Here is a 20221-nt window from a genome sequence, read left to right as displayed (position 1 = left end):
ACCCATATTTCGCAAAGCAGAACCTTTTATCCTGGTTATTTGAAGGGATAAAGGGTTTTTATTTATTTAAGATGAAAAACGGTAAAACTATCATGAATACTGTGAATATAGTAAAATATTAACATGTATCATGAAGATAAAATTGCATATAAGGAATGAAGAGGATGATCAACAAAAATATTACAATTGCTGTAGTGGTTGCCGTCGTTGTGACGATTGGTATTTCTATTGGTATAGGAATAAACACGGACAATAATGCTGATAAACAGAAACCTAGTGAACAGGATACAACATCTACTGTGGATACAAATACATATACCATGCAACGAGATTTAACCCAGTATGAAAGACATGCTATGGAATATTTATTAGAAGCAACTTTTTCCACTGATTTGAATATAAAAAAGTTAAATGAATTAGGTGGTTGTGAGGAAGATAAATGTGAACTACTAAATAATTTATATGATAATGGAAATATAACGGGAAAATTTCCATCATTTATCTCTAAACCTGGTACATATTATGTTGGATCAGATATAGCAAATCAAGCTCCTGATGGTCAGGGACGAGTGCTTGTCTTAATTTTGATTCCCCCAAATAGTATGGAAAGCATGAAATCAAAAGAACCTCCCAGTGTATCTCTTCCAATATATCCTGATTCGAATCTGATTGTATTCCATTTATCCAAAAACGATGTTGGAAGAATAGAATTTGAGTTATATGATGATTATAGTTTAGATGGTTATAAAAAATATTACGAATACAATGATTTCATAAGCTCTAAAGTTGGACAACTCATTACAAAAGAAGCCAACTTAGATTGGCGAGCAGTGAATGTACAGTCTAGGACTAAATTCCAGTAAATATTTCCTTATAAATGGTTCAAATCATTCCTCCTACAGTTTATAAGGTAGGAGCTTTATTTCGGTATTAATAACTAATTATTACCAAGTCAGAATTTTTTTCTGCTATGTGATAAGATGATTTTGGTTTCTTTCTGTAGAGATAGTTTTTATTGTCTAATGTTTAATAGTTATTTTTAGATAAAGTTTTCTATTAATCAAATATATAGTAACGTAATAAAAAGGCTTGTTACAGAGTGAAGAATGCATAGAAAGGACTGTCTAAAGAAAGATTTTTAACTAAGAGAGATGGGAATTCCCATTCTAACGGAGTGTGAAGAAATGAAATTGTTGATCACTGGTGGTGCTGGTTTTATTGGAAGTAATCTTATACAACATTTATCGCTGTTTACCCAGTATAAAAAAATAGGTGTGATAGATAATTTTGATCCATTTTACCCTGCCGAAGTTAAGAAAAAGCGAATAAAGAAATGGAAAAAAATACCCAGCGTTCAATTGTATCAGGCGGATATTCGAGATGAGTCTCAAATGGAGGAAATTTTTCAAGCAGAAAATTGGGATACCATTATCCATTTAGCGGCAGTTCCATGTGCTCGATCTTCAATTGAAGACCCTGCGCTTTATAGTGATGTTAATGTAACAGGCACTGTACAAATGTTGCAATTGGCGGCAGAACATCAAATTAAACGATTTATTTTTATTTCTTCCTCTTCTATATATGGTTCTGTTGATGAGCCTTATCCATTTCATGAAGATGAGATTGTGTCTATGCCTGTTTCTCCATACGCCACTTCGAAATGGGCTGCAGAAAATTACTGCCAGTTGTTTTATCAACTTTATGGTTTTGATATCACAGTTCTAAGGTTGTTTACAACATTTGGGCCAGGGCAGCGCCCTGACATGGCGATGCACAAGTTTGCAGAGCAAATGATAGCGGGTAAACCAGTTACTATCTTTGATCCAGATAGTACGAGAGATTATACATATATTAGTGATGTTGTAGAAGCGATTCGTCTATCTTTGGAGTGGACGAATGGCTACCAAGTATACAATGTAGGGTCGGGTATATCTGTGAACATTATGCAGATGTTAGATGTTTTGTCTAATGCCCTGGGAACAAAACATGAAGTAAAGGTACTCGGGGAGCAAGATTGTGAAGTAAAACATAAGGTAGCCGATATCCGGAGATTAGAACAGTCTATTGGTTTTCGTCCTAAAGTTACATTTCAAGAAGGGATATTATTATTTGCCAATTGGTTTTTGGAAGAAAAGCGTTTAAAATAAAAACTACACAATATTCAAATAAAATATATCAATTAAAGGATGGAAGATTTACATTTTAGTTAAGGGGAATGCAATCAGTCAATCGTTTCTATCTTACAGTAAGATTAGTTTGAAGCGCTTATTCCATTCTGTTATAGAAACTCTGGTGAACCAGATAGGGGTAGGTGACAATGGAAAAAATAAAACAGCAGCATATAGATGTTATTCGTAAAGCTCTTCAATTGATATCAAAGAAGTTATCATTTCCTATCATCTCCCAATTGCATTATGGTCCCATGCGTTTTAACCAATTGAAGCAAAAGTTTGCTGAGATGAGTGTTACTTCTTTGCGAGACACACTGCTGCATCTCGAGAAACATAAAATGATAAAGCAGGAAATATATGCAAAAAAGCCAATAAGAATGAAGTATTCTTTAACTAGAGAAGGAATTGAATTTATTCAAGTTCTGTTAGGAATTCGTAAGTGGAGCGATTGAGATATTTGTGTAGTTATGGTGGAATAAAGAAGCACGGCTTGCTTTCTACTTGTTTTTTTCGATATAATAACGAGTGAAAAAATGTCCATGATTAGGATGAGTACTTATTGATCCCTATCAACAGAGAGCCGGGTGAGGTGAAAGCCGGTATAGGAGAGAAGAAGGAACATGGCCTAGGAGACGTTTCTTTGAAATGTTTAGTAGAAGAAAACGGTTTACCCTCGTTACTGGGTATTAGAGATGTGGAAAGGATTTGCATTTCCACATGAATTTGGGTGGTACCACGTGAACAATCTCGTCCCTTTTATAGGGGCGAGTTTTTATATTTTTTAAAGGAGAATTGCGATGAGTAACCAAAAAACCTTTTATATTACGACTCCTATTTATTATCCAAGTGACAAATTGCATATCGGTCATGCGTACACTACAGTAGCAGGAGATACCATGGCACGCTATAAACGGCTTCGTGGCTATGATGTGATGTACTTGACAGGTACAGATGAACATGGACAAAAAATCCAGAAAAAAGCGGAAGAAGCTGGCAAGACTCCACAGAAATTTGTCGATGATATTGTAGTAGGAATCAAAGAGTTGTGGGGGAAACTGGATATCTCTTACAATGATTTCATTCGCACTACACAAGATCGCCACAAAGTAATTGTACAAAAAATATTTGCTCAGTTGCTTGAACAAGGGGACATTTATTTAGGAGAATACGAAGGCTGGTATTGTATTCAATGTGAGGCGTTTTTCACGGATCGACAAGTAAAAGATGGGAAGTGTCCAGATTGCGGTCGTCCTGTAGACCGAATCAAAGAAGAAAGTTACTTTTTCCGGATGAGCAAGTATGTAGATCGCTTGTTAAAACATTATGAAGAGAATCCTGATTTTATTGAACCAGTATCTCGCAAAAATGAGATGATCGAAAACTTTATTAAACCAGGTTTAGAAGATTTAAGTGTTACACGAACTACTTTTGATTGGGGTGTACCTGTTCCTGGTAATCCCAAACATGTTGTGTATGTATGGTTGGATGCACTGGCTAACTACATCACAGCACTTGGCTATGGAACAGAAGATACAACGAAATTTGATAAATACTGGCCTGCTGATGTACATCTTATTGGAAAAGAAATCGTTCGTTTCCATACTATTTATTGGCCCATTTTCTTAATGGCACTAGGTTTACCATTACCCAAAAAAGTTTTTGGACATGGATTTTTCTTGGTAAAAGGAGAAAAAATGTCCAAGTCGAAAGGAAATGTTATTGACCCAGTTCCTTTAATTGAACATTTTGGGCTCGATGCAGTAAGGTACTATATGCTTCGTGAAGTTCCATTTGGCAGTGATGGAATGTTTACCCCAGAGGCATTTGTAGAGCGTATCAATGCAGATCTGGCCAATGATCTTGGAAATCTACTTCATCGAACTTTGACTATGGTAGAAAAATATTTTGATGGTGTTGTGCCGGAATATGTTCCAAATGCGACTGAATATGATCAGGCATATGTGAGTTTAGCTGCTGAAACGGTTCGAAAAGTAGAAGATTCAATGGAAAAAATGCAGTTTTCAGTGGCACTGACACAAATTTGGGACTTGGTGCGTGCTGGAAATAAATATATAGAAGCGACTACTCCATGGAACTTAGCAAAAACGGAAGAAACACGAGAAGCACTTGGTTCGGTGCTCTATCACTTGTTGGAAAGTCTAAGAGTAGTTGGTATTTTGATTCAGCCGTTTATGACCCAATCACCAAAAGCAATGTTTCGTCAATTACAATTAGCTGATGAAGAGCTTGTTTGGGATTCGATTCATCAGTTTGGGAATACCCAATCAGGTAAAAAAGTGAATAAAGAAAAACCTATTTTCCCTCGTTTGGAAGTAGAAAAAGAACTCACAGCTATTGCACAGCTCATGGATCAAGCAGCAAAGCGTCGCGGGGAGCCTGAAGTAAAGGCAAATGAGGAGAAAGCAGCAGAAAAAATAGAAGATGATTATATTTCTATTGATGACTTTGCTAAAGTAGAACTTACTGTAGCGGAAATTGTCGCTGTTTCCCCAGTAAAAGGAGCTGATCGTTTATTACAGCTTCAATTGGATTTAGGAAGTGAACAACGTCAAGTCGTATCAGGTATAGCAGAATATTATACAATAGAGCAGTTAGTTGGGCAAAAAGTGATTGCAGTTACTAATCTAGCACCGGTAACATTAAGAGGTGTTCGATCGGAAGGAATGATTCTCGCTGCCAAAAAAGGAAAGAAACTCGTGCTGTCTACGGTATCGGATGACATTCCCAATGGCACAAGGGTGAAATAATTACGAGAAATATGCTATGATGGCTACAATCCACTGTTTTTGTCGTGGTCCCCTTAATTGTATTTTTGTTTCTGCAAGGAATGGGGTATATCTTAGGATGGATAGAGCCTGCTAAGATGACTGGTTTATGGGACTAGTTCCGCAGGAATTGCCACTTTTTCAAGTGGTTAGAAGTTAATGAAAGAATATTTTAAAGGACGTGACCAGATGTCGACTGCTAATGGCTCTGTGAAAAGCTCAATTATCGAATGGGGAGTAGCAGTAATCTCTGCTCTATTAATTGCAGTAGTGATTCGTTATTTTCTTTTTGCACCTTATGAAGTAAATGGAACATCTATGTATCCAACTCTCGATGGTAATGAATTATTGATCGTAAATAAATTCATCTATGATGTGAGCAGCCCACAATATGGGGATATTGTTGTTTTTCATACCAACGAGCAACGTGATTTTATCAAGCGTGTAATCGGTTTGCCTGGGGATAAGATCGAAGTGAAAAATGGACATGTCTATCGTAATAACAAGCAATTGAATGAATCCTATATTGCGGAAGAAATGATCGGTGATTTTGCCCAAGTTACTGTTCCGAAAGGTCATCTGTTTGTTTTGGGAGATAATCGGAATAATAGTAAGGACAGCCGTATCATAGGTGCTGTGGATGACAGTGCGGTTGTTGGCCGTGCAGACGTTGTTGTAATGCCATTTAAAGAGTTTCGTCTATTAAATAAATAGTTAGGGTAGAAGTTAGGGGTTAAAAAGATGCTGTTCGAAACACATACACATCTGAATGACAAGCAATTTGATGAAGACCGCCAGCAGGTGATCAAGCGAGCTACTGACGCTGGTATTTCTTATATCCTAAATATCGGATATAATCGAGAAACGATTCCAAGCTCTATAAAGTTAGCAGAAACATACCCCTTTTTCTATAGTTCTGTCGGATGGCATCCTCAAGATGCCATTTCTTGTACAGAAGAGGATCTAGAGTGGCTCTTTTCTCTTACGCATCACCCAAAAGTTGTTGCAATTGGGGAAATCGGTTTGGATTATTATTGGGATACTTCCCCAAAAGATGTTCAACATGAAGTATTTCGAAAGCAAATACGGCTTGCCAAAGAAGTAAATCTGCCCATCATTATTCATAATCGAGATGCGGATGACGATGTGATCCGTATTTTAAAAGAAGAAAATGCAGACGAAGTGGGCGGCGTCATGCACTGTTTTTCAGGAGACATCGCATTGATGGAAACTTGTATCTCCCTTAATTTTTCTATTGGTATAGGTGGACCAGTGACTTTTAAAAATAGACCTGTGCTTAAAGAAGTAGCTAGTAGCGTACCACTGGATAAGTTATTGCTGGAGACGGATTCTCCATATCTAGCTCCACATCCGTACCGTGGGAAAAGAAATGAAACTGCATATGTACGTTTAGTGGCGGAAGAAATTGCAAAACTTCGTGAGATGACTATCGAGGATTTGGCTCAAGTAACAACCGAAAATGCAAAAAAACTGTTTCAAATTATATAGATAGGGAAAAGATTATGCGGAAGGTGAAAGAAATTATTGTAGTTGAGGGGAAAAACGATACTTTAGCTATCAAGCGTGCGGTTGAAGCAGATACTATCGAGACAAGAGGATCTGCCATTCCTAGCTATGTATTGGACGAGCTACGGCGTGCTCAAGCAGTTCGTGGGGTGATTGTATTTACTGATCCCGACTATGCAGGCGAGCGCATTAGACGCATTATTTCCCGAGAAATACCAGAAGTAAAACATGCCTTTATTGAAAAAGAACTCGCATATGATAGGCAGAAAATCGGAGTAGAACATGCAAATCCTTCTGATATTATGAAGGCATTAGAAAATGTCCGTACCTTGGAAGAAGAAATACCTTCATGGCTTTCTTGGAAAGAGTATCTTGCTATTGGGTTAGCTGGACATCCGCATTCTAAACAACTTCGTGAGCAGTTAGCAAAAGAGCTATCTATTGGTTATGCCAATGCAAAACAATTTTTCATGAGGTTGCAAACTTTGCGGATAAGCAGGGAAGAATGTGAACGTGCACTCCTGAACATAAAAGGAGATAGGTCATGAGTTTTGGAATATCAGCAAAAACACGGAAACTGTTAAAGCAGCATAATATAGTACTAAAAAAGAGCTTGGGGCAAAATTTTTTGACTGATGCACATGTACTACAGCGTATTGTAGATGCGGCTGACTTAGATGAAGAGTCTGGTGTGATCGAAATTGGGCCAGGCTTAGGTGCTTTAACAGAAGGTTTAGCGAAACAGGCTCAAAAAGTAGTGGCAATCGAATTGGACAATCGTCTGATTCCTGTTTTGCAGGATATGTTTGTAGATCAGCCTAATGTGGAAATAATACATGCTGACGCTTTAAAACTTGATTTTGCCCAGCTTATCACTGAGAATTTTGGAACTTGTTCACATGTGCACGTAGTAGCGAATCTACCTTACTATGTGACATCACCGATTTTAGTAAAACTACTGGAATCAGGTTTATCACTATCAAATATCGTTGTGATGATTCAAAAAGAAGTTGCTGACCGTATTTTAGCAAAGCCAGGTTCCAAAACATATGGATCACTCAGTGTTTTTGCACAGTATTTCAGTGAACCTAGTAAAGTGGTACAAGTTCCTAGTCATGTGTTTGTCCCTCGCCCACAGGTCGATTCGATGGTGATCAAATTGTCCATTCGAACTGCTGCACCTGTTCCAGTCGAAAATGAATCTTTTTTCTTCCAAGTAGTTAGGGCATCGTTTGCTAAAAGAAGAAAGACCCTGCTCAACTCTTTGAGTAGTTCGTTACCTTTTCAAATGGAAAAAACACGACTAGAACAGGTAATTCACAGCACAGGGATTGATCCTAATTGTAGAGGTGAGATGCTGTCCATGAATTCTTTTGCTCAATTATCTAACGTTTTGCTTCGAGAACGAGATGGAGGTTAACCAAACATAAATTGGATCAATCAAAGTCATAAGTTGGCGTGACTGCTCTTTTTCACCATGCAATACAACTTGGAGGGTGATAGAATGGTGTTTTTTCATCCGAGAAAAGGTAAATATAGTATGGATATGATGATAAAGGAAATCAAGGATTACCTAGAAGCAGATCGCAATAGAGACTATAAGATTATGATTGGAACAGATTCTCAAACGAGAACGAGAGAAACATTGTTTGTTACCGCTATTATTGTACAACGTATCGGCAAAGGCGCGCTGTTTTTTTACACGCGTAAATCCCATCCTGCGATGCATGATTTGAGGTATCGCATATACCGCGAAACAGAATACAGCCTTCATTGTGTAGATCTGCTTAAGGAGCGAGGCTTTTTCCGATTAGCAGAGAACATTCCCATGGAAATCCATTTAGATGTGGGGAAAAAGGGAGAGACACGAAAGGTGATTCAAGAAGTGGTGGGATGGGTAACAGCTGTAGGTTATGAAGCAAAAATTAAACCAGATTCAGTAGCAGCAAGTGCAGTTGCGGATCGGTTTACAAAATAAAAATAGATTGACAAATCCTTTGTACCATTGCTATAATACTACATTTGACATTTCATCTCCCGTGGTATATAATCTTCTATGAGTGAAGTGAGGTGGTCGTAGACAATGGGCAAAAACGCACTATCAGAAATCAAACTAAAGTTAGATGGCTATATCGGACAGAAAATCCACCTAAAGGCCAACAGCGGACGCCGCAAGACCATTGAACGGACAGGTATCTTAGAAGAGACATACCCTTCTGTCTTTATCGTAAAACTGGATGAGGATCAGCATTCTTTTAAACGTGTTTCCTACAGTTATGCAGATATTTTGACGGAGTCGGTAGAACTCACCGTTTATCAAGCCGATAATGAGCAAGTACAAGTAAAATATATCAAAGCAACATAAACGAGGAGATCCTTAGGGATGTCCTTTTTCTTTTTATTTTTTTGGGGTATAAATGGTGATGGATTCATTGAATGAGTTGAAAGCTGATGTCTTTGTTCTTGATAAAAATCTACTCACTATCCCATACTAAATATACCCTGCATTCCTTTAGGAGGCGATGGTAAATGGCACGTCGTGGTGTAATGTCAGATGCCCTTAAGGTGGAGATAGCCAAAGAGCTTGGGTTTTATGATGTAGTACAGCAAGATGGTTGGGGCGGAATTACAACTCGTGATGCTGGAAACATGGTAAAGAGGGCTATCCAAATAGCCGAAGAACAGTTGGCAAAGCAACAAAATGCAGGGGGAAAATAGGAAAGAGCCAAGGGATAATCCTTGGCTCTTTCTTTTCCTATATTATCTACAATTCACTCTTTTACGTCTCTATGAATAAAGAGCTGTGTTATTTACAGTTTCTTTTCTATCATAGTGGCTGTTTTTCTGTATTGGTACGGAATACCTCTCGTGGTACAATAGGAAAATAAAACTGGACGGACATGCACCAGGGGTACCCAAATTTATTTTTGGGGTGTTACGAGAGGAGTATGAGTTTTGTTTATTTCAGAGAAAGCGCCAGCAAAAATAAATTTAACTTTAGATGCACTTTATAAACGAGCGGATGGATATCATGAATTGGAAATGGTAATGACTTCGGTTGACTTAGCTGATCGGATTGATTTACTCTCCCTTCCACACTCTGCAATCCTTCTGGAATCAAGTTCAGGCTTAGTGCCACAAGATGATAAAAACCTCGCTTATATGGCAGCTAGTTTGTTGCGCAAAAAAATGGGAATTAGACGTGGGGTAGCAATAAAAATAGACAAAAAAGTTCCAGTTGCAGCTGGATTAGCTGGCGGCAGCAGCGATGCAGCTGCGACACTTCGTGGATTAAATCGTTTATGGGGACTTGGTCTTAGCTTGCGTGAACTGGCTGAGATTGGTTCAGAGATTGGATCTGACGTCCCTTATTGTGTTTATGGTAATACAGCATTGGCAAAAGGGAGAGGAGAGAGATTGCAAGTGTTACCAGCTCCTCCCTCATGTTGGGTAGTGTTGGCGAAACCACCACAAGGTGTTTCTACTGCTGATGTTTTTGGTGAATTAAAAGTCAATCGTGTTCAAACTAGACCAAAGACCAAAGAGATGATCGAAGCTTTGTATCGGCAAGATTATCGTGCCATTACTCGGCTGCTTAGTAATGTGCTGGAACCTATTACTATGAACATGGAGCCTGATGTTCGGAAATTAAAAGAAAAAATGTATCAGTTTGGTGCTGATGGTGTGTTGATGTCAGGCAGTGGTCCTACAGTGTTTGCCCTTGTAGATCGGGAATCGAGGGCAAAGAGAATGGTGAACAGTTTAAAAGGTTTTTGTCCCCAAGTTTTTGCCGTAAGAATGCTGGGAAACTTGAATAAAACCAAACAAAATGCTATAGTTCAGGCATGATGTTCGGATTTTGGGGGCTAACTTATGGAAAAATGGAAACGGAGTGCTCGTTTGGTTGATATGGTACATCAGCTTTTAAATGAGCCATATCGGTTGATTCCGCTTACAGCATTTGCAAAACGCTATCATGCTGCAAAATCTTCCATCAGTGAAGATTTGACGATTATTCAAGAAGTATTACATGCTGAAGAGAGCGGACAGTTGGAGACCATGGCTGGAGCTTCTGGCGGTGTACGATATATGCCTAGTATGGGTGTGGAAGAAACAAAAACAGTATTGGCACAACTGTGTCAGCAGCTTACCAATACTGAACGTATCTTACCAGGTGGATTCCTGTTTATGTCTGATCTGCTAGGAGATCCAGTACTTTTGCATCATTTAGGACGTATATGGGCTAAAATATTTGGAACAAGTCAGATCGATGCGATTGTAACCATAGAGACAAAAGGGATACCATTAGCATATGCTGTTGCATTTCATCTGCGAAAACCAGTAGTAATCGTGCGTTATGATACAACAGTGACAGAAGGATCAGTTGTGACAGTGAATACAGTTTCTGGTTCTAGCGGAAGAATGAAACAGCTTTCTTTGGCTCGGCGAAGTTTACCTAAAGGATCACGGGTATTGTTAATCGATGACTACATGAAAGCCGGTGGAACAGTCCGAGGTATGATCGAATTACTTCGTGAATTTGAAGCTGAAGTAGTAGGTGTTGGGGTAATGGTTGATTCAATAGTACCTGAGAAATTGGTAGATGGATATGTTTCTTTGACAACAGTGACAGAAGTAGATGAAAAAGGAAAACGGATAAATGTAGAATTTGGAAATTTATTTAATCAAGGAGTGTACAAGGATGAAAATTATTCAAACCAATAATGCACCACAAGCACTTGGGCCATATTCACAAGCTGTGCAAATAGGAAATTTTCTCTTTGCATCAGGTCAAATCCCACTTACACCAGCAGGGGAATTGGTAACAGGAGATATTAAAGAACAGACTCATCAAGTTTTAAAAAATATTATCGCAGTCTTAAAAGAAGCTGATGCAACATTGGAAAATGTAGTAAAAGCAACGCTTTTCATCAAAAATATGGATGATTTTGCTGCAATAAATGAAGTATATGGCGAGTATTTTGATATACATAAGCCAGCTCGTTCAACAGTAGAAGTAGCTCGTCTACCAAAAGATGCGGGCATCGAAATCGAAGTTATCGCACATCTGACTTAAATAAATTAATTTTTTTGTCATAATTGGAAGGAATTTCAAGTGTTCCCTCGAATACTAAGATTAAAGTCATCTTGGTAATAGGTGGTGCATTTGGATGGAAATAACAGATGTTAGATTGCGCAAGGTAAATCGTGAAGGACGGATGCGTGCTATCGCGTCTATCACGATTGATAGTGAGTTCGTTATTCATGATATCCGTGTAATTGATGGAAATAATGGAATGTTTGTTGCTATGCCTAGTAAGCGTACACCTGACGGAGAATTTCGAGATATCGCTCATCCTATCTCTCCGCTTAGCCGTGAGAAGATCGAGTCAGCTGTATTGGAGGAATACCGCCGGGCAGATGATATAGAAGAAGATATCATTCCTACGCCAAAGGCATTATAGGAAGACGCCTCTCTTTTGAGAGGCGTTTTGTTTTGAATTGAATTAATTCAAGTTAAAGTTACTTTTTTCGAGATAGGAAACACCTCATTTGCAATGAACGCCTGATATGTTTATTTACCATACACTGGTTAACTATCGATTACTAAGAAATTGGATCAAAAACATAAAGCTTCTTACTACATTTAATATGAAGTAGACTTGCTTAGAATAGAATACAAAAGTTGCATAAACCCCTATTGTTACGATATATTCAGGAGGGTAATTTATAATGATGGGGGCTAAATAGTGGAGGAGAACCTAAACGCGGTTATCTTAGCAGCGGGTAAAGGCACTCGGATGAAATCGAAAAAGCATAAAGTGTTACATGAATTATGCGGGAAGCCAATGGTACACTATATCCTGGATACACTTGAAGATATGGGTACTACCCAAACGTTGATGGTAATTGGTCATCTAGGAGAAACATTAGAAGAAGCTCTTGAGGGTGTTGTTACGTTTGTCAAACAGAAAGAGCAATTGGGAACTGCTCATGCAGTGATGCAGACAGAAGAGTATCTTCAAGGGAAAGATGGTATTACGCTTGTTCTTAATGGAGATCATCCTTTATTCACAAAAGACACCTTAGAATCATTGATTGAAATTCACCAGCAAAAAAAAGCAGCTGCAACCGTATTGACAGCTGAATTAGCTGATCCTACTGGTTATGGCCGTGTTATACGTCAAGCTGATGGCAGTGTTTCTCGAATTGTGGAGCACAAAGACGCCTCAGATGAAGAACGTGCTGTTCATGAAATTAATACAGGTACTTATTGTTTTCAAAACCAAAAATTGTTTGAAGTGCTAAAATTAGTGAACAATAACAATGCACAAGGGGAATATTATCTCCCTGATGTGATTTCTATTCTGCAAGAACAAGGGGAAGTTATTGCTGCATCGATGATGGAAGATGAAAAAGAAGCCATGGGTGTCAATGACCGTGTCCAGCTAGCTGAAGCAGAATCCTATATGCAACAGCGGATAATAAGAAATCATATGCTCAGCGGTGTAACGATTCATCAGCCTTCTACTGTTACCATTGAAGCTGATGTTGTAATTGATGCTGACACAGAAATATTTCCTGGAAGTTCATTGAAAGGGAATACAAAAATTGGAAGTAATTGTATCATCGGTCCTGAAGCTGATTTACAAGATGTTGTAGTAGCAGATCAGTCAAAAATCCGTTATAGTGTAATCGAAGATAGTGAGATAGGTAGTAATGTGACTGTCGGACCATATACGTATATTCGCCCGAATACATCTTTGGCAGAAAATACAAAAGTAGGAGCTTTTGTAGATTTAAAAAATGCTCAGATAGGAAAAGGATCGAAAGTTTCTCATCTTGCCTATGTAGGAGATTCTGAAGTAGGGCAGAATGTAAATATTGCCTGTGGTGCAGTTACGGTGAATTATGATGGTTTTTCTAAACATAAGACCATCATCAAAGATGGTGCATTTATTGGATGTAATACAAATTTAGTAGCTCCTGTAACAGTTGAAGAAAAGGCTTATATTGCTGCTGGTTCAACGATTACAGAAAATGTACCAGCCGAAGCATTTGCTATTGCTAGGCAGCGGCAAGTAACCAAAACGGATTATGTTGCTAAGTTACGTAAAAAAATCAATAGACACAATTCATTATAGGTGGAGATAACGTAAAATGTCCCAAGCAAACTCTCGTATAAAGGTTTTTAGCTGTAATTCCAATCCGCTGTTAGCACAAAAAATTTGTAATCACTTAGGTATTCCTTTGGGAGACGCGAAAGTTAACAAATTTAGTGATGGCGAAATTCATATCCAGTTAAATGAAACGGTTCGTGGTTTGGATGTATATGTTGTACAGTCTACTTGCGATCCTGTAAACCAACACTTGATGGAATTGCTTGTTATGGTTGATGCGCTAAAACGTGCATCTGCTGGTACGATAAATGTTGTTATTCCTTATTATGGATACGCTAGGCAAGATCGGAAAGCTCGCGCTAGAGATCCGATCACAGCAAAGTTGGTGGCTAACTTAATTGAGACAGCTGGAGCTGATCGTGTAATCGCAATGGATTTACATGCGACCCAGATTCAAGGATTTTTCAATATTCCAGTGGATCACCTGCTCGGTGTACCTATCTTGGGTAAATATTTTCAAGGTAAAAATTTAACAGATCTTGTTGTCGTGTCTCCTGACCATGGTGGTGTGATTCGTGCAAGACGTTTAGCAGAAAGGCTGGAAGCACCGCTCGCGATTATTGATAAACGACGTCCAGAGCCGAATGTATCTGAAGTGATGAGCATTATTGGTAAAGTAGCTGGGAAAACAGCGATTATCATTGATGATATTATCGATACTGCTGGGACGATTGCGTTAGCAACAGAAGCGATTTTAGAACGTGGGGCCAAGGAAGTGTATGCTTGCTGTACACACCCTGTGTTATCTGGACCTGCACTGGAACGTATTCAAAACTCAGGTATAAAACAGCTGATCGCTACAGATACGATCCCATTAAAACCAGAGAAAATGTTAGATAAAATCGAAGTTCTCTCTGTGGCACCTGTAATTGGAGAAGCAATTTATCGAATCCACCACGAACAATCGGTAAGTAAATTATTTGTATAGGCGATTCTCTTTGGGATCGCCTTTTCCTTTTTGAGGTGAGAGAGTTGAAAGTGATTGTTGGGCTTGGGAATCCTGGGAAAAAATACGAACTGACTAGACACAATATTGGTTTTTGGGCTGTTGATCAGCTAAGTGAAAAATGGAATATACCTTTTCAAAAAGAAAAATGGCATAGTGCTATTGCAGAAGGCATTGTAAATGGAGAAAAAGTTTTTTTGTTAAAACCACTAACTTATATGAATTTATCCGGTGAAGCTGTTGGCGCTGCAATGCGCTTTCTAAAACTTTCCACTGAAGATTTGCTTGTTATGTTTGATGATTTGGATATTCCCTTAGGGCAGTTACGTTTACGGCAAAAAGGTAGTTCCGGAGGGCATAATGGGATGAAATCGATTATTTCCCATTTAGGTACAGACCAATTTAATCGCATTAAGATAGGTATCGATCGTCCATCAGGTGGAATGAAAGTAGTGGACTATGTCCTAGAACCTTTTTCAGAAACGGATCATCTCATTGCGGCAGATGCAGCAATTGCTGCTGCAAATGCGACAAATGAATGGTTGAAGAATGATTTCCTCATAGCGATGAATAAGTATAATGGAGCGGTACCTAGGTCATAATAAGAAATGACTCTTTAGAAAGGGAGGCATTCTCATGGTGGAGTATGTCTGCCGCTTTTGCCAATCATCGTTAGGTAAATTGAATAATTCTGTATATTCAGAAGCGGAACTAGGTCTTGATCAGTTGACCTCAGAAGAACGAGAAGATATAATTATCCATGACACAAATGGTCAGATGCAAGTTCGAGTAGTTTGCGAAAACTGCGAACATATCTTAAACCATTACCCGGAACGTTCCCTTCTACCATCACTGTATCATTAATACAAATTGCATGGAGAAGCATAGCCTTGGCACATATTGCTGAGGCTTCTTTTGTATAGGGGAGAAGGAGGTTAACTTGGAACCGCTTACCAATCTATTTGAACAAGATAAAGATGTCCAGTCTATTCTTCATGGACTAGATACTGGGCTTCGTGAACAATTAGCTACAGGTTTAACAGGATCTGCACGCATGATCTTAGTAGCCACTATTTATCAGAAAACAGGTCGTTCATGTGTTGTAGTAACACATAATATGAACCAAGCTCAAAAAGCTGCGGATGATTTGAGTGAACTTTTATCCAAAGAAGAGGTATTGTTATATCCGGCAGACGAGTTGATAACTACAGAAATAGCACTGGCTAGTCCGGAAACATTGGGTAATCGAATTGATGTCATCACTCGTCTGACCTCTGGGTTTTCAGGGGTATTTGTTGTGCCGTTCTCAGGACTTCGCAAAATATTTCCACCTAAATCAATATGGAAAAAATATGCTATATCCCTAAAAGTAGGGAACTCCCACCCGATTGAAAACTTATCCAATAAATTAGTGCATATGGGATATGAAAGAGTAGATATGGTTGAGAAGAGTGGGGAATTTTCCGTCCGTGGCGGAATTGTAGATATTTATCCAGTAACCTTTGAACAACCAATCCGTATAGAATGGTTTGATGATGAGGTAGATTCCATTCGTCCATTTTCGGTAGCAGATCAACGCTCAACCGACAAACTACTCTCTGTGACTCTACCCCCAGCAAAAGAACTCTTTGCAGACAGCGAGCTTTTATATCAAGCAGGAGAGCATGTTCAGAACTTATTGACGGAAAGATTACAAAAGACAAAAGATCCGGCATTAAAAGAGAAATTACAAAGCAGTATCGGTTGGGATATTGAACAGTTGCAATCTGGACTATCCTTTACGGGAATTTACAAATATATAACGCAAATATATTCTCAAGGCGAGAGTATTTTAAACTTTTTGCCAACTGACTCAATTCTTGTCCTTGACGAACCCGCTCGAATACAAGAGACAGCTAAGCAATTAGAGCGGGAAGAAGCAGAATGGCAAACTGCATTATTGGAGCAAGGGGAAATGCTGCCTACTCTTAAGTTGTCATATACAGTTGAGGAAGTTTCTAAATCAAATCATCAGAAAATATATTTATCTTTATTTATGCGCCAGTTAACCCATATGCAAGCACATAATATCGTACAGTTTATGTGTCGCAGTATGCAGCAGTTTCATAGCCAAATGCATGTGTTAAAAGCAGAATTAGAAAGATTGATAAAAGCGAAATATACGATTTTATTTACTGCTAGTACAGATGAACGATTATTACGTTTGATACGTGTGTTGCAAGACTATGGAATGGAAGTCAGTCGTGCAACTGCTGATGCTCACCTGCCAACTGGGAAACCAGTAGTGCGTGTATCTGCCTTATTAAATGGTTTTGAAATGAGCAGTAACAAATTAGCTGTGATTACAGAAGGGGAAGTATTCACCCAAAAGCAGCGGAGAATCCGTCGTTCCAATAAACTCGATCATGCAGAAAAAATAAAAGACTATCAAGAGCTAAAACCAGGCGATTATGTTGTTCATATCAATCACGGTATTGGCAAGTATCTCGGGATCGAAACTTTAAATGTCGCAGGTCTGCACAAAGATTATTTGCATATTCAGTATGCAGGTAACGATAAGTTGTATGTTCCAGTAGAACAAATTGACCAAGTGCAAAAATATGTGGGTAGCGAAGAAAAGATCCCTAAAGTTTATAGCTTAGGCGGTAGTGAATGGAGTAAAGTAAAAAACAAAGTTCGTACTGCTGTAGTCGATATTGCGCAAGACCTGATTAAGCTCTATGCGAAGCGCCAAGAAGCTAGAGGTTATGCGTTTCATGATGATACGCCATTCCAGCGAGAGTTCGAAGCAATGTTTCCTTATGAAGAAACACCTGATCAATTGCGTTCGATTGAGGAAATCAAAAAGGACATGGAAAAAAATCAGCCAATGGACCGTCTTTTGTGTGGAGATGTAGGTTATGGGAAGACCGAAGTAGCAGTTCGTGCGGCATTTAAGGCGATCATGGATGGAAAACAAGTTGCTTTATTGGTACCAACTACGATCTTGGCTCAACAACACTATGAAACTTTTCGGGAGCGTTTTGCAGATTTTCCAATTGAAGTCCATGTTCTTAACCGTTTCCGCAGTCGTAAGGAGCAAAAAGAAACAATTGAAGGATTAAAAGCGGGATCTGTCGATATCGTGATAGGGACTCACCGAGTATTATCAAAAGATCTTGGCTTCCGTGATTTAGGGCTGTTGATAATTGATGAAGAACAACGTTTTGGTGTAAAGCACAAAGAACGAATCAAAGAACTAAAAACGAACATCGATGTGTTGACTTTAACAGCTACGCCTATCCCTCGTACCCTCCATATGGCTATGATGGGTGTACGTGATTTATCAGTCATTGAAACGCCTCCGGAAAATAGATTCCCTGTACAAACTTATGTCATTGAATACTCTGCTGCATTAGTGCGAGAAGCAATTGAACGGGAATTGTCTCGTGGTGGACAGGTATATTTTCTATACAACCAAGTTAACAACATTGATCGCATGGCTGATCAGATTCGTATGCTAGTACCTGAAGCAAAAATCGCTGTAGCTCATGGGCAAATGGTCGATACAGAGCTGGAACGCGTTATGCTTGACTTTTTGGATGGTGAATATGACGTCCTAGTCAGTACAACGATTATTGAAACAGGGGTAGATATCCCTAATGTAAACACATTAATTATATATGATGCAGATAAGATGGGACTTTCTCAGTTGTACCAGCTTAGAGGAAGAGTTGGACGATCCAATCGGATTGCTTATGCTTATTTTACCTATCAAAGGGATAAGGTCTTATCAGAAACAGCAGAGAAACGCCTCCAAGCTATCAAGGAGTTTACGGAATTAGGTTCCGGATTTAAGATTGCTATGCGTGACTTATCTATTCGTGGTGCGGGCAATTTGCTTGGAGCAGAGCAACATGGGCATATTGCGACAGTTGGATTTGAGATGTATAGCCAAATGTTAAAAGAAGCTGTAGTAGAATTACAGCAAGGGGTAACAGAAGCGAAAGAGGTAATAGAACCCACGCTAGACCTCAATGTAGATGCTTATCTGCCTAGTGAGTATATTACAGATGAGAAACAAAAAATTGAGTTGTATAAAAAAATTAGAAGCTTACAGACTTTGGAGCAAGTTGCTGATTTAGAAGAAGAAATGGAAGATCGTTTTGGTGATCTACCTGATCCTGTTCAAAACCTACTCCGGGTTGCGAAACTTCGTGCGTATACATTGAAGTATGGAATAGAAATAATGGAGGAAAAAGGGTCAGAAATTCATGTTACCATGCGTGTTGAAGAAAATACGAGAATCAATGGGCAAGCACTTTTTAAACTAGCTCATCAATTCCCAGGTCGAGTACGTTTGGTCTCCGGTAAACATGTTGGTATGATATTTAAGAAGACAGGGCTTACACCGAAAGCGATATTGGAGATGATGGATAATTTTTTCAAGCAGTATGAACAAGTGTTAAAAGTAGAAGGAGTGGTTCAGAGTGCAACGATCGACTAAATGGATAGCAGGCAGTGTCGCCGTAATTTTGGTAATAGGTAGTATCATCTTGGGGACAACTTCCTATTGGCAGTCAAACGACAAAACGAATAAAACGAAAACGCAGCAACAAGCAACAACCAAACCTCTAGACACTTCCAGCAAAAAAATAGCAGGAGAATACAAAGGTGGAAAAGTGACAGAAGGGGAGTTAAATGCTTACATCAATATTAACTCCTTCTTTGATCCACAATTGGCAGCCCTTTTCTCGTCTACAGAAGCTTCTGCTGCTGCGCAACAAAAACAAACTCGTCAACAGATTGCAAAAGTATATTTAACCAAAAAATACATAGCTGGCTTACAAACAGTAACACCTGCTGAGCAAAAGACGATTGATCAACAAGGAAAAGAATTAGAGAAACAAGTAATTGAGTATAGTAAAATGATGGGGCAGAATACCAAAATTGCGAACATCCAACAGGCCATTGCGGGAAAAGGTTTTACCCAAAATCAATTGAAACAGGTAGCAGACCAAGATGCTAAAGTGGATATGTATTTAGGGAAGCAAATTGAAAATAGTACTTATGAGCGAGTAAAACTGCGGCATGTGCTTATATCTTTTACTCAAGCAGGAACTCAGGCTGGGGAAGGACAAACCAATCGTACAGAAGCAGAAGCAAAAAAACGTGCTTTAGAAGTAAAGAAAAAACTCGAAGCTGGTGGCGATTTTGCCAAACTGGCAAAAGAGTACTCGGATGACCCTGGTTCCAAAGATAAAGGTGGATTGTATGATTCTGACGTAAGTGGATTTGTAACAGAGTTTGCTAATGCTGCTAAGACACTTCCTATTGGGAAAATCAGTGATCCAATCAAAACGGATTATGGTTATCATGTGATGAAAGTAGAAGCAAGAACTCAAGAAAAAGTAAAGAATGCGCCGAAAGATCAACTTGAACAAATCCAAAGCACAAAGAAACAAGAGGTATTTAGCAATATAGAGAAAGAAATAGGAGTAAAGTTATACGTTTAGAGGGGATTCATCCCCTCTTTTTTTTGTCTTTATCCAAATGAAATTATTTTATTCCCCGCATAAGATGTTCCCAGCAGATTCATACTATGGTTTATAAGACCAAAAGAACCAAGGA

The 20221-nt window shown here is 38.8% G+C and carries 21 protein-coding genes and 1 other annotated feature; all 21 genes read left to right on the top strand.

Going from position 1 to position 20221, the window contains the following annotated elements; all coding sequences use genetic code 11:
• Positions 1-164 precede the first annotated feature (164 nt).
• The 21 genes from AC5WOE_RS17845 (at position 165) to AC5WOE_RS17745 (ending at position 20106) form a co-directional block, all read left to right on the top strand.
• Positions 165-863 (top strand): hypothetical protein, encoded by a 699-nt coding sequence (locus AC5WOE_RS17845; protein ID WP_496051138.1) that lies wholly within the window; start codon positions 165-167, stop codon positions 861-863.
• Between the two features lie 321 nt (positions 864-1184).
• Positions 1185-2147, top strand: coding sequence for a GDP-mannose 4,6-dehydratase (locus AC5WOE_RS17840; RefSeq protein ID WP_496051139.1), 963 nt, complete (start codon positions 1185-1187; stop codon positions 2145-2147).
• A 170-nt stretch (positions 2148-2317) separates the two neighbouring features.
• On the top strand, positions 2318-2623 hold the full coding sequence (locus AC5WOE_RS17835) for a winged helix-turn-helix transcriptional regulator (RefSeq protein WP_496051140.1): 306 nt from the start codon (positions 2318-2320) through the stop codon (positions 2621-2623).
• 78 nt (positions 2624-2701) lie between these two features.
• Positions 2702-2929: a binding site (T-box leader), on the top strand.
• 39 nt (positions 2930-2968) lie between these two features.
• On the top strand, positions 2969-4939 hold the full coding sequence (gene metG / locus AC5WOE_RS17830) for a methionine--tRNA ligase (RefSeq protein WP_496051141.1): 1971 nt from the start codon (positions 2969-2971) through the stop codon (positions 4937-4939).
• Between the two features lie 207 nt (positions 4940-5146).
• Complete coding sequence (gene lepB, locus AC5WOE_RS17825; RefSeq protein ID WP_496053156.1) at positions 5147-5671, top strand: signal peptidase I; 525 nt, start codon at positions 5147-5149, stop codon at positions 5669-5671.
• A 27-nt stretch (positions 5672-5698) separates the two neighbouring features.
• Positions 5699-6466, top strand: a complete 768-nt coding sequence (locus tag AC5WOE_RS17820; RefSeq protein WP_496051143.1) for a TatD family hydrolase — start codon at positions 5699-5701, stop codon at positions 6464-6466.
• Positions 6467-6480: 14 nt separating this feature from the next.
• Positions 6481-7032 (top strand): ribonuclease M5, encoded by a 552-nt coding sequence (rnmV, locus tag AC5WOE_RS17815; RefSeq protein WP_496051144.1) that lies wholly within the window; start codon positions 6481-6483, stop codon positions 7030-7032.
• Positions 7029-7904, top strand: a complete 876-nt coding sequence (gene rsmA, locus AC5WOE_RS17810) for a 16S rRNA (adenine(1518)-N(6)/adenine(1519)-N(6))-dimethyltransferase RsmA (RefSeq protein WP_496051145.1) — start codon at positions 7029-7031, stop codon at positions 7902-7904. The genes rnmV and rsmA overlap by 4 nt, the downstream gene beginning before the upstream one ends.
• Positions 7905-7988: 84 nt before the next feature.
• Positions 7989-8462 (top strand): ribonuclease H-like YkuK family protein, encoded by a 474-nt coding sequence (locus AC5WOE_RS17805; protein WP_496051146.1) that lies wholly within the window; start codon positions 7989-7991, stop codon positions 8460-8462.
• Between the two features lie 105 nt (positions 8463-8567).
• Entirely contained in the window at positions 8568-8849 is a 282-nt protein-coding gene (gene veg / locus AC5WOE_RS17800) for a biofilm formation stimulator Veg (protein ID WP_240876329.1), read from the top strand.
• A 164-nt stretch (positions 8850-9013) separates the two neighbouring features.
• The gene (locus AC5WOE_RS17795; RefSeq protein WP_496051147.1) at positions 9014-9202 is read left to right on the top strand and encodes a small, acid-soluble spore protein, alpha/beta type; all 189 of its coding nucleotides are present in this window, start codon (positions 9014-9016) and stop codon (positions 9200-9202) included.
• A 237-nt stretch (positions 9203-9439) separates the two neighbouring features.
• Positions 9440-10333: a 4-(cytidine 5'-diphospho)-2-C-methyl-D-erythritol kinase gene (gene ispE, locus AC5WOE_RS17790; protein ID WP_496051148.1), complete on the top strand. Its 894-nt coding sequence runs from the start codon at positions 9440-9442 to the stop codon at positions 10331-10333.
• Between the two features lie 24 nt (positions 10334-10357).
• Positions 10358-11209 (top strand): pur operon repressor, encoded by an 852-nt coding sequence (gene purR / locus AC5WOE_RS17785; RefSeq protein ID WP_496051149.1) that lies wholly within the window; start codon positions 10358-10360, stop codon positions 11207-11209.
• On the top strand, positions 11187-11561 hold the full coding sequence (locus AC5WOE_RS17780) for a RidA family protein (protein ID WP_496051150.1): 375 nt from the start codon (positions 11187-11189) through the stop codon (positions 11559-11561). Before purR ends, AC5WOE_RS17780 begins: the two co-directional genes overlap by 23 nt.
• Positions 11562-11655: 94 nt before the next feature.
• Complete coding sequence (gene spoVG, locus AC5WOE_RS17775) at positions 11656-11949, top strand: septation regulator SpoVG (protein WP_028777589.1); 294 nt, start codon at positions 11656-11658, stop codon at positions 11947-11949.
• Positions 11950-12234: 285 nt separating this feature from the next.
• On the top strand, positions 12235-13629 hold the full coding sequence (gene glmU, locus AC5WOE_RS17770) for a bifunctional UDP-N-acetylglucosamine diphosphorylase/glucosamine-1-phosphate N-acetyltransferase GlmU (protein WP_496051151.1): 1395 nt from the start codon (positions 12235-12237) through the stop codon (positions 13627-13629).
• Positions 13630-13645: 16 nt separating this feature from the next.
• A complete protein-coding gene (locus AC5WOE_RS17765) occupies positions 13646-14593 on the top strand; it encodes a ribose-phosphate diphosphokinase (protein ID WP_496051152.1) in 948 nt (315 codons plus the stop codon).
• 44 nt (positions 14594-14637) lie between these two features.
• Entirely contained in the window at positions 14638-15213 is a 576-nt protein-coding gene (gene pth / locus AC5WOE_RS17760) for an aminoacyl-tRNA hydrolase (protein ID WP_496051153.1), read from the top strand.
• 34 nt (positions 15214-15247) lie between these two features.
• Positions 15248-15475: an anti-sigma-F factor Fin gene (locus AC5WOE_RS17755; protein ID WP_496051154.1), complete on the top strand. Its 228-nt coding sequence runs from the start codon at positions 15248-15250 to the stop codon at positions 15473-15475.
• A 76-nt stretch (positions 15476-15551) separates the two neighbouring features.
• Entirely contained in the window at positions 15552-19097 is a 3546-nt protein-coding gene (gene mfd / locus AC5WOE_RS17750; protein WP_496053155.1) for a transcription-repair coupling factor, read from the top strand.
• The gene (locus AC5WOE_RS17745) at positions 19081-20106 is read left to right on the top strand and encodes a peptidylprolyl isomerase (RefSeq protein WP_496051156.1); all 1026 of its coding nucleotides are present in this window, start codon (positions 19081-19083) and stop codon (positions 20104-20106) included. The genes mfd and AC5WOE_RS17745 overlap by 17 nt, the downstream gene beginning before the upstream one ends.
• Positions 20107-20221 lie beyond the last annotated feature (115 nt).

It is taken from the genome of Shimazuella sp. NTD248 (assembly GCF_059510395.1).
Note: the sequence above shows the minus strand (reverse complement) of the source record. Positions and strands in the feature narration are given on the sequence as shown.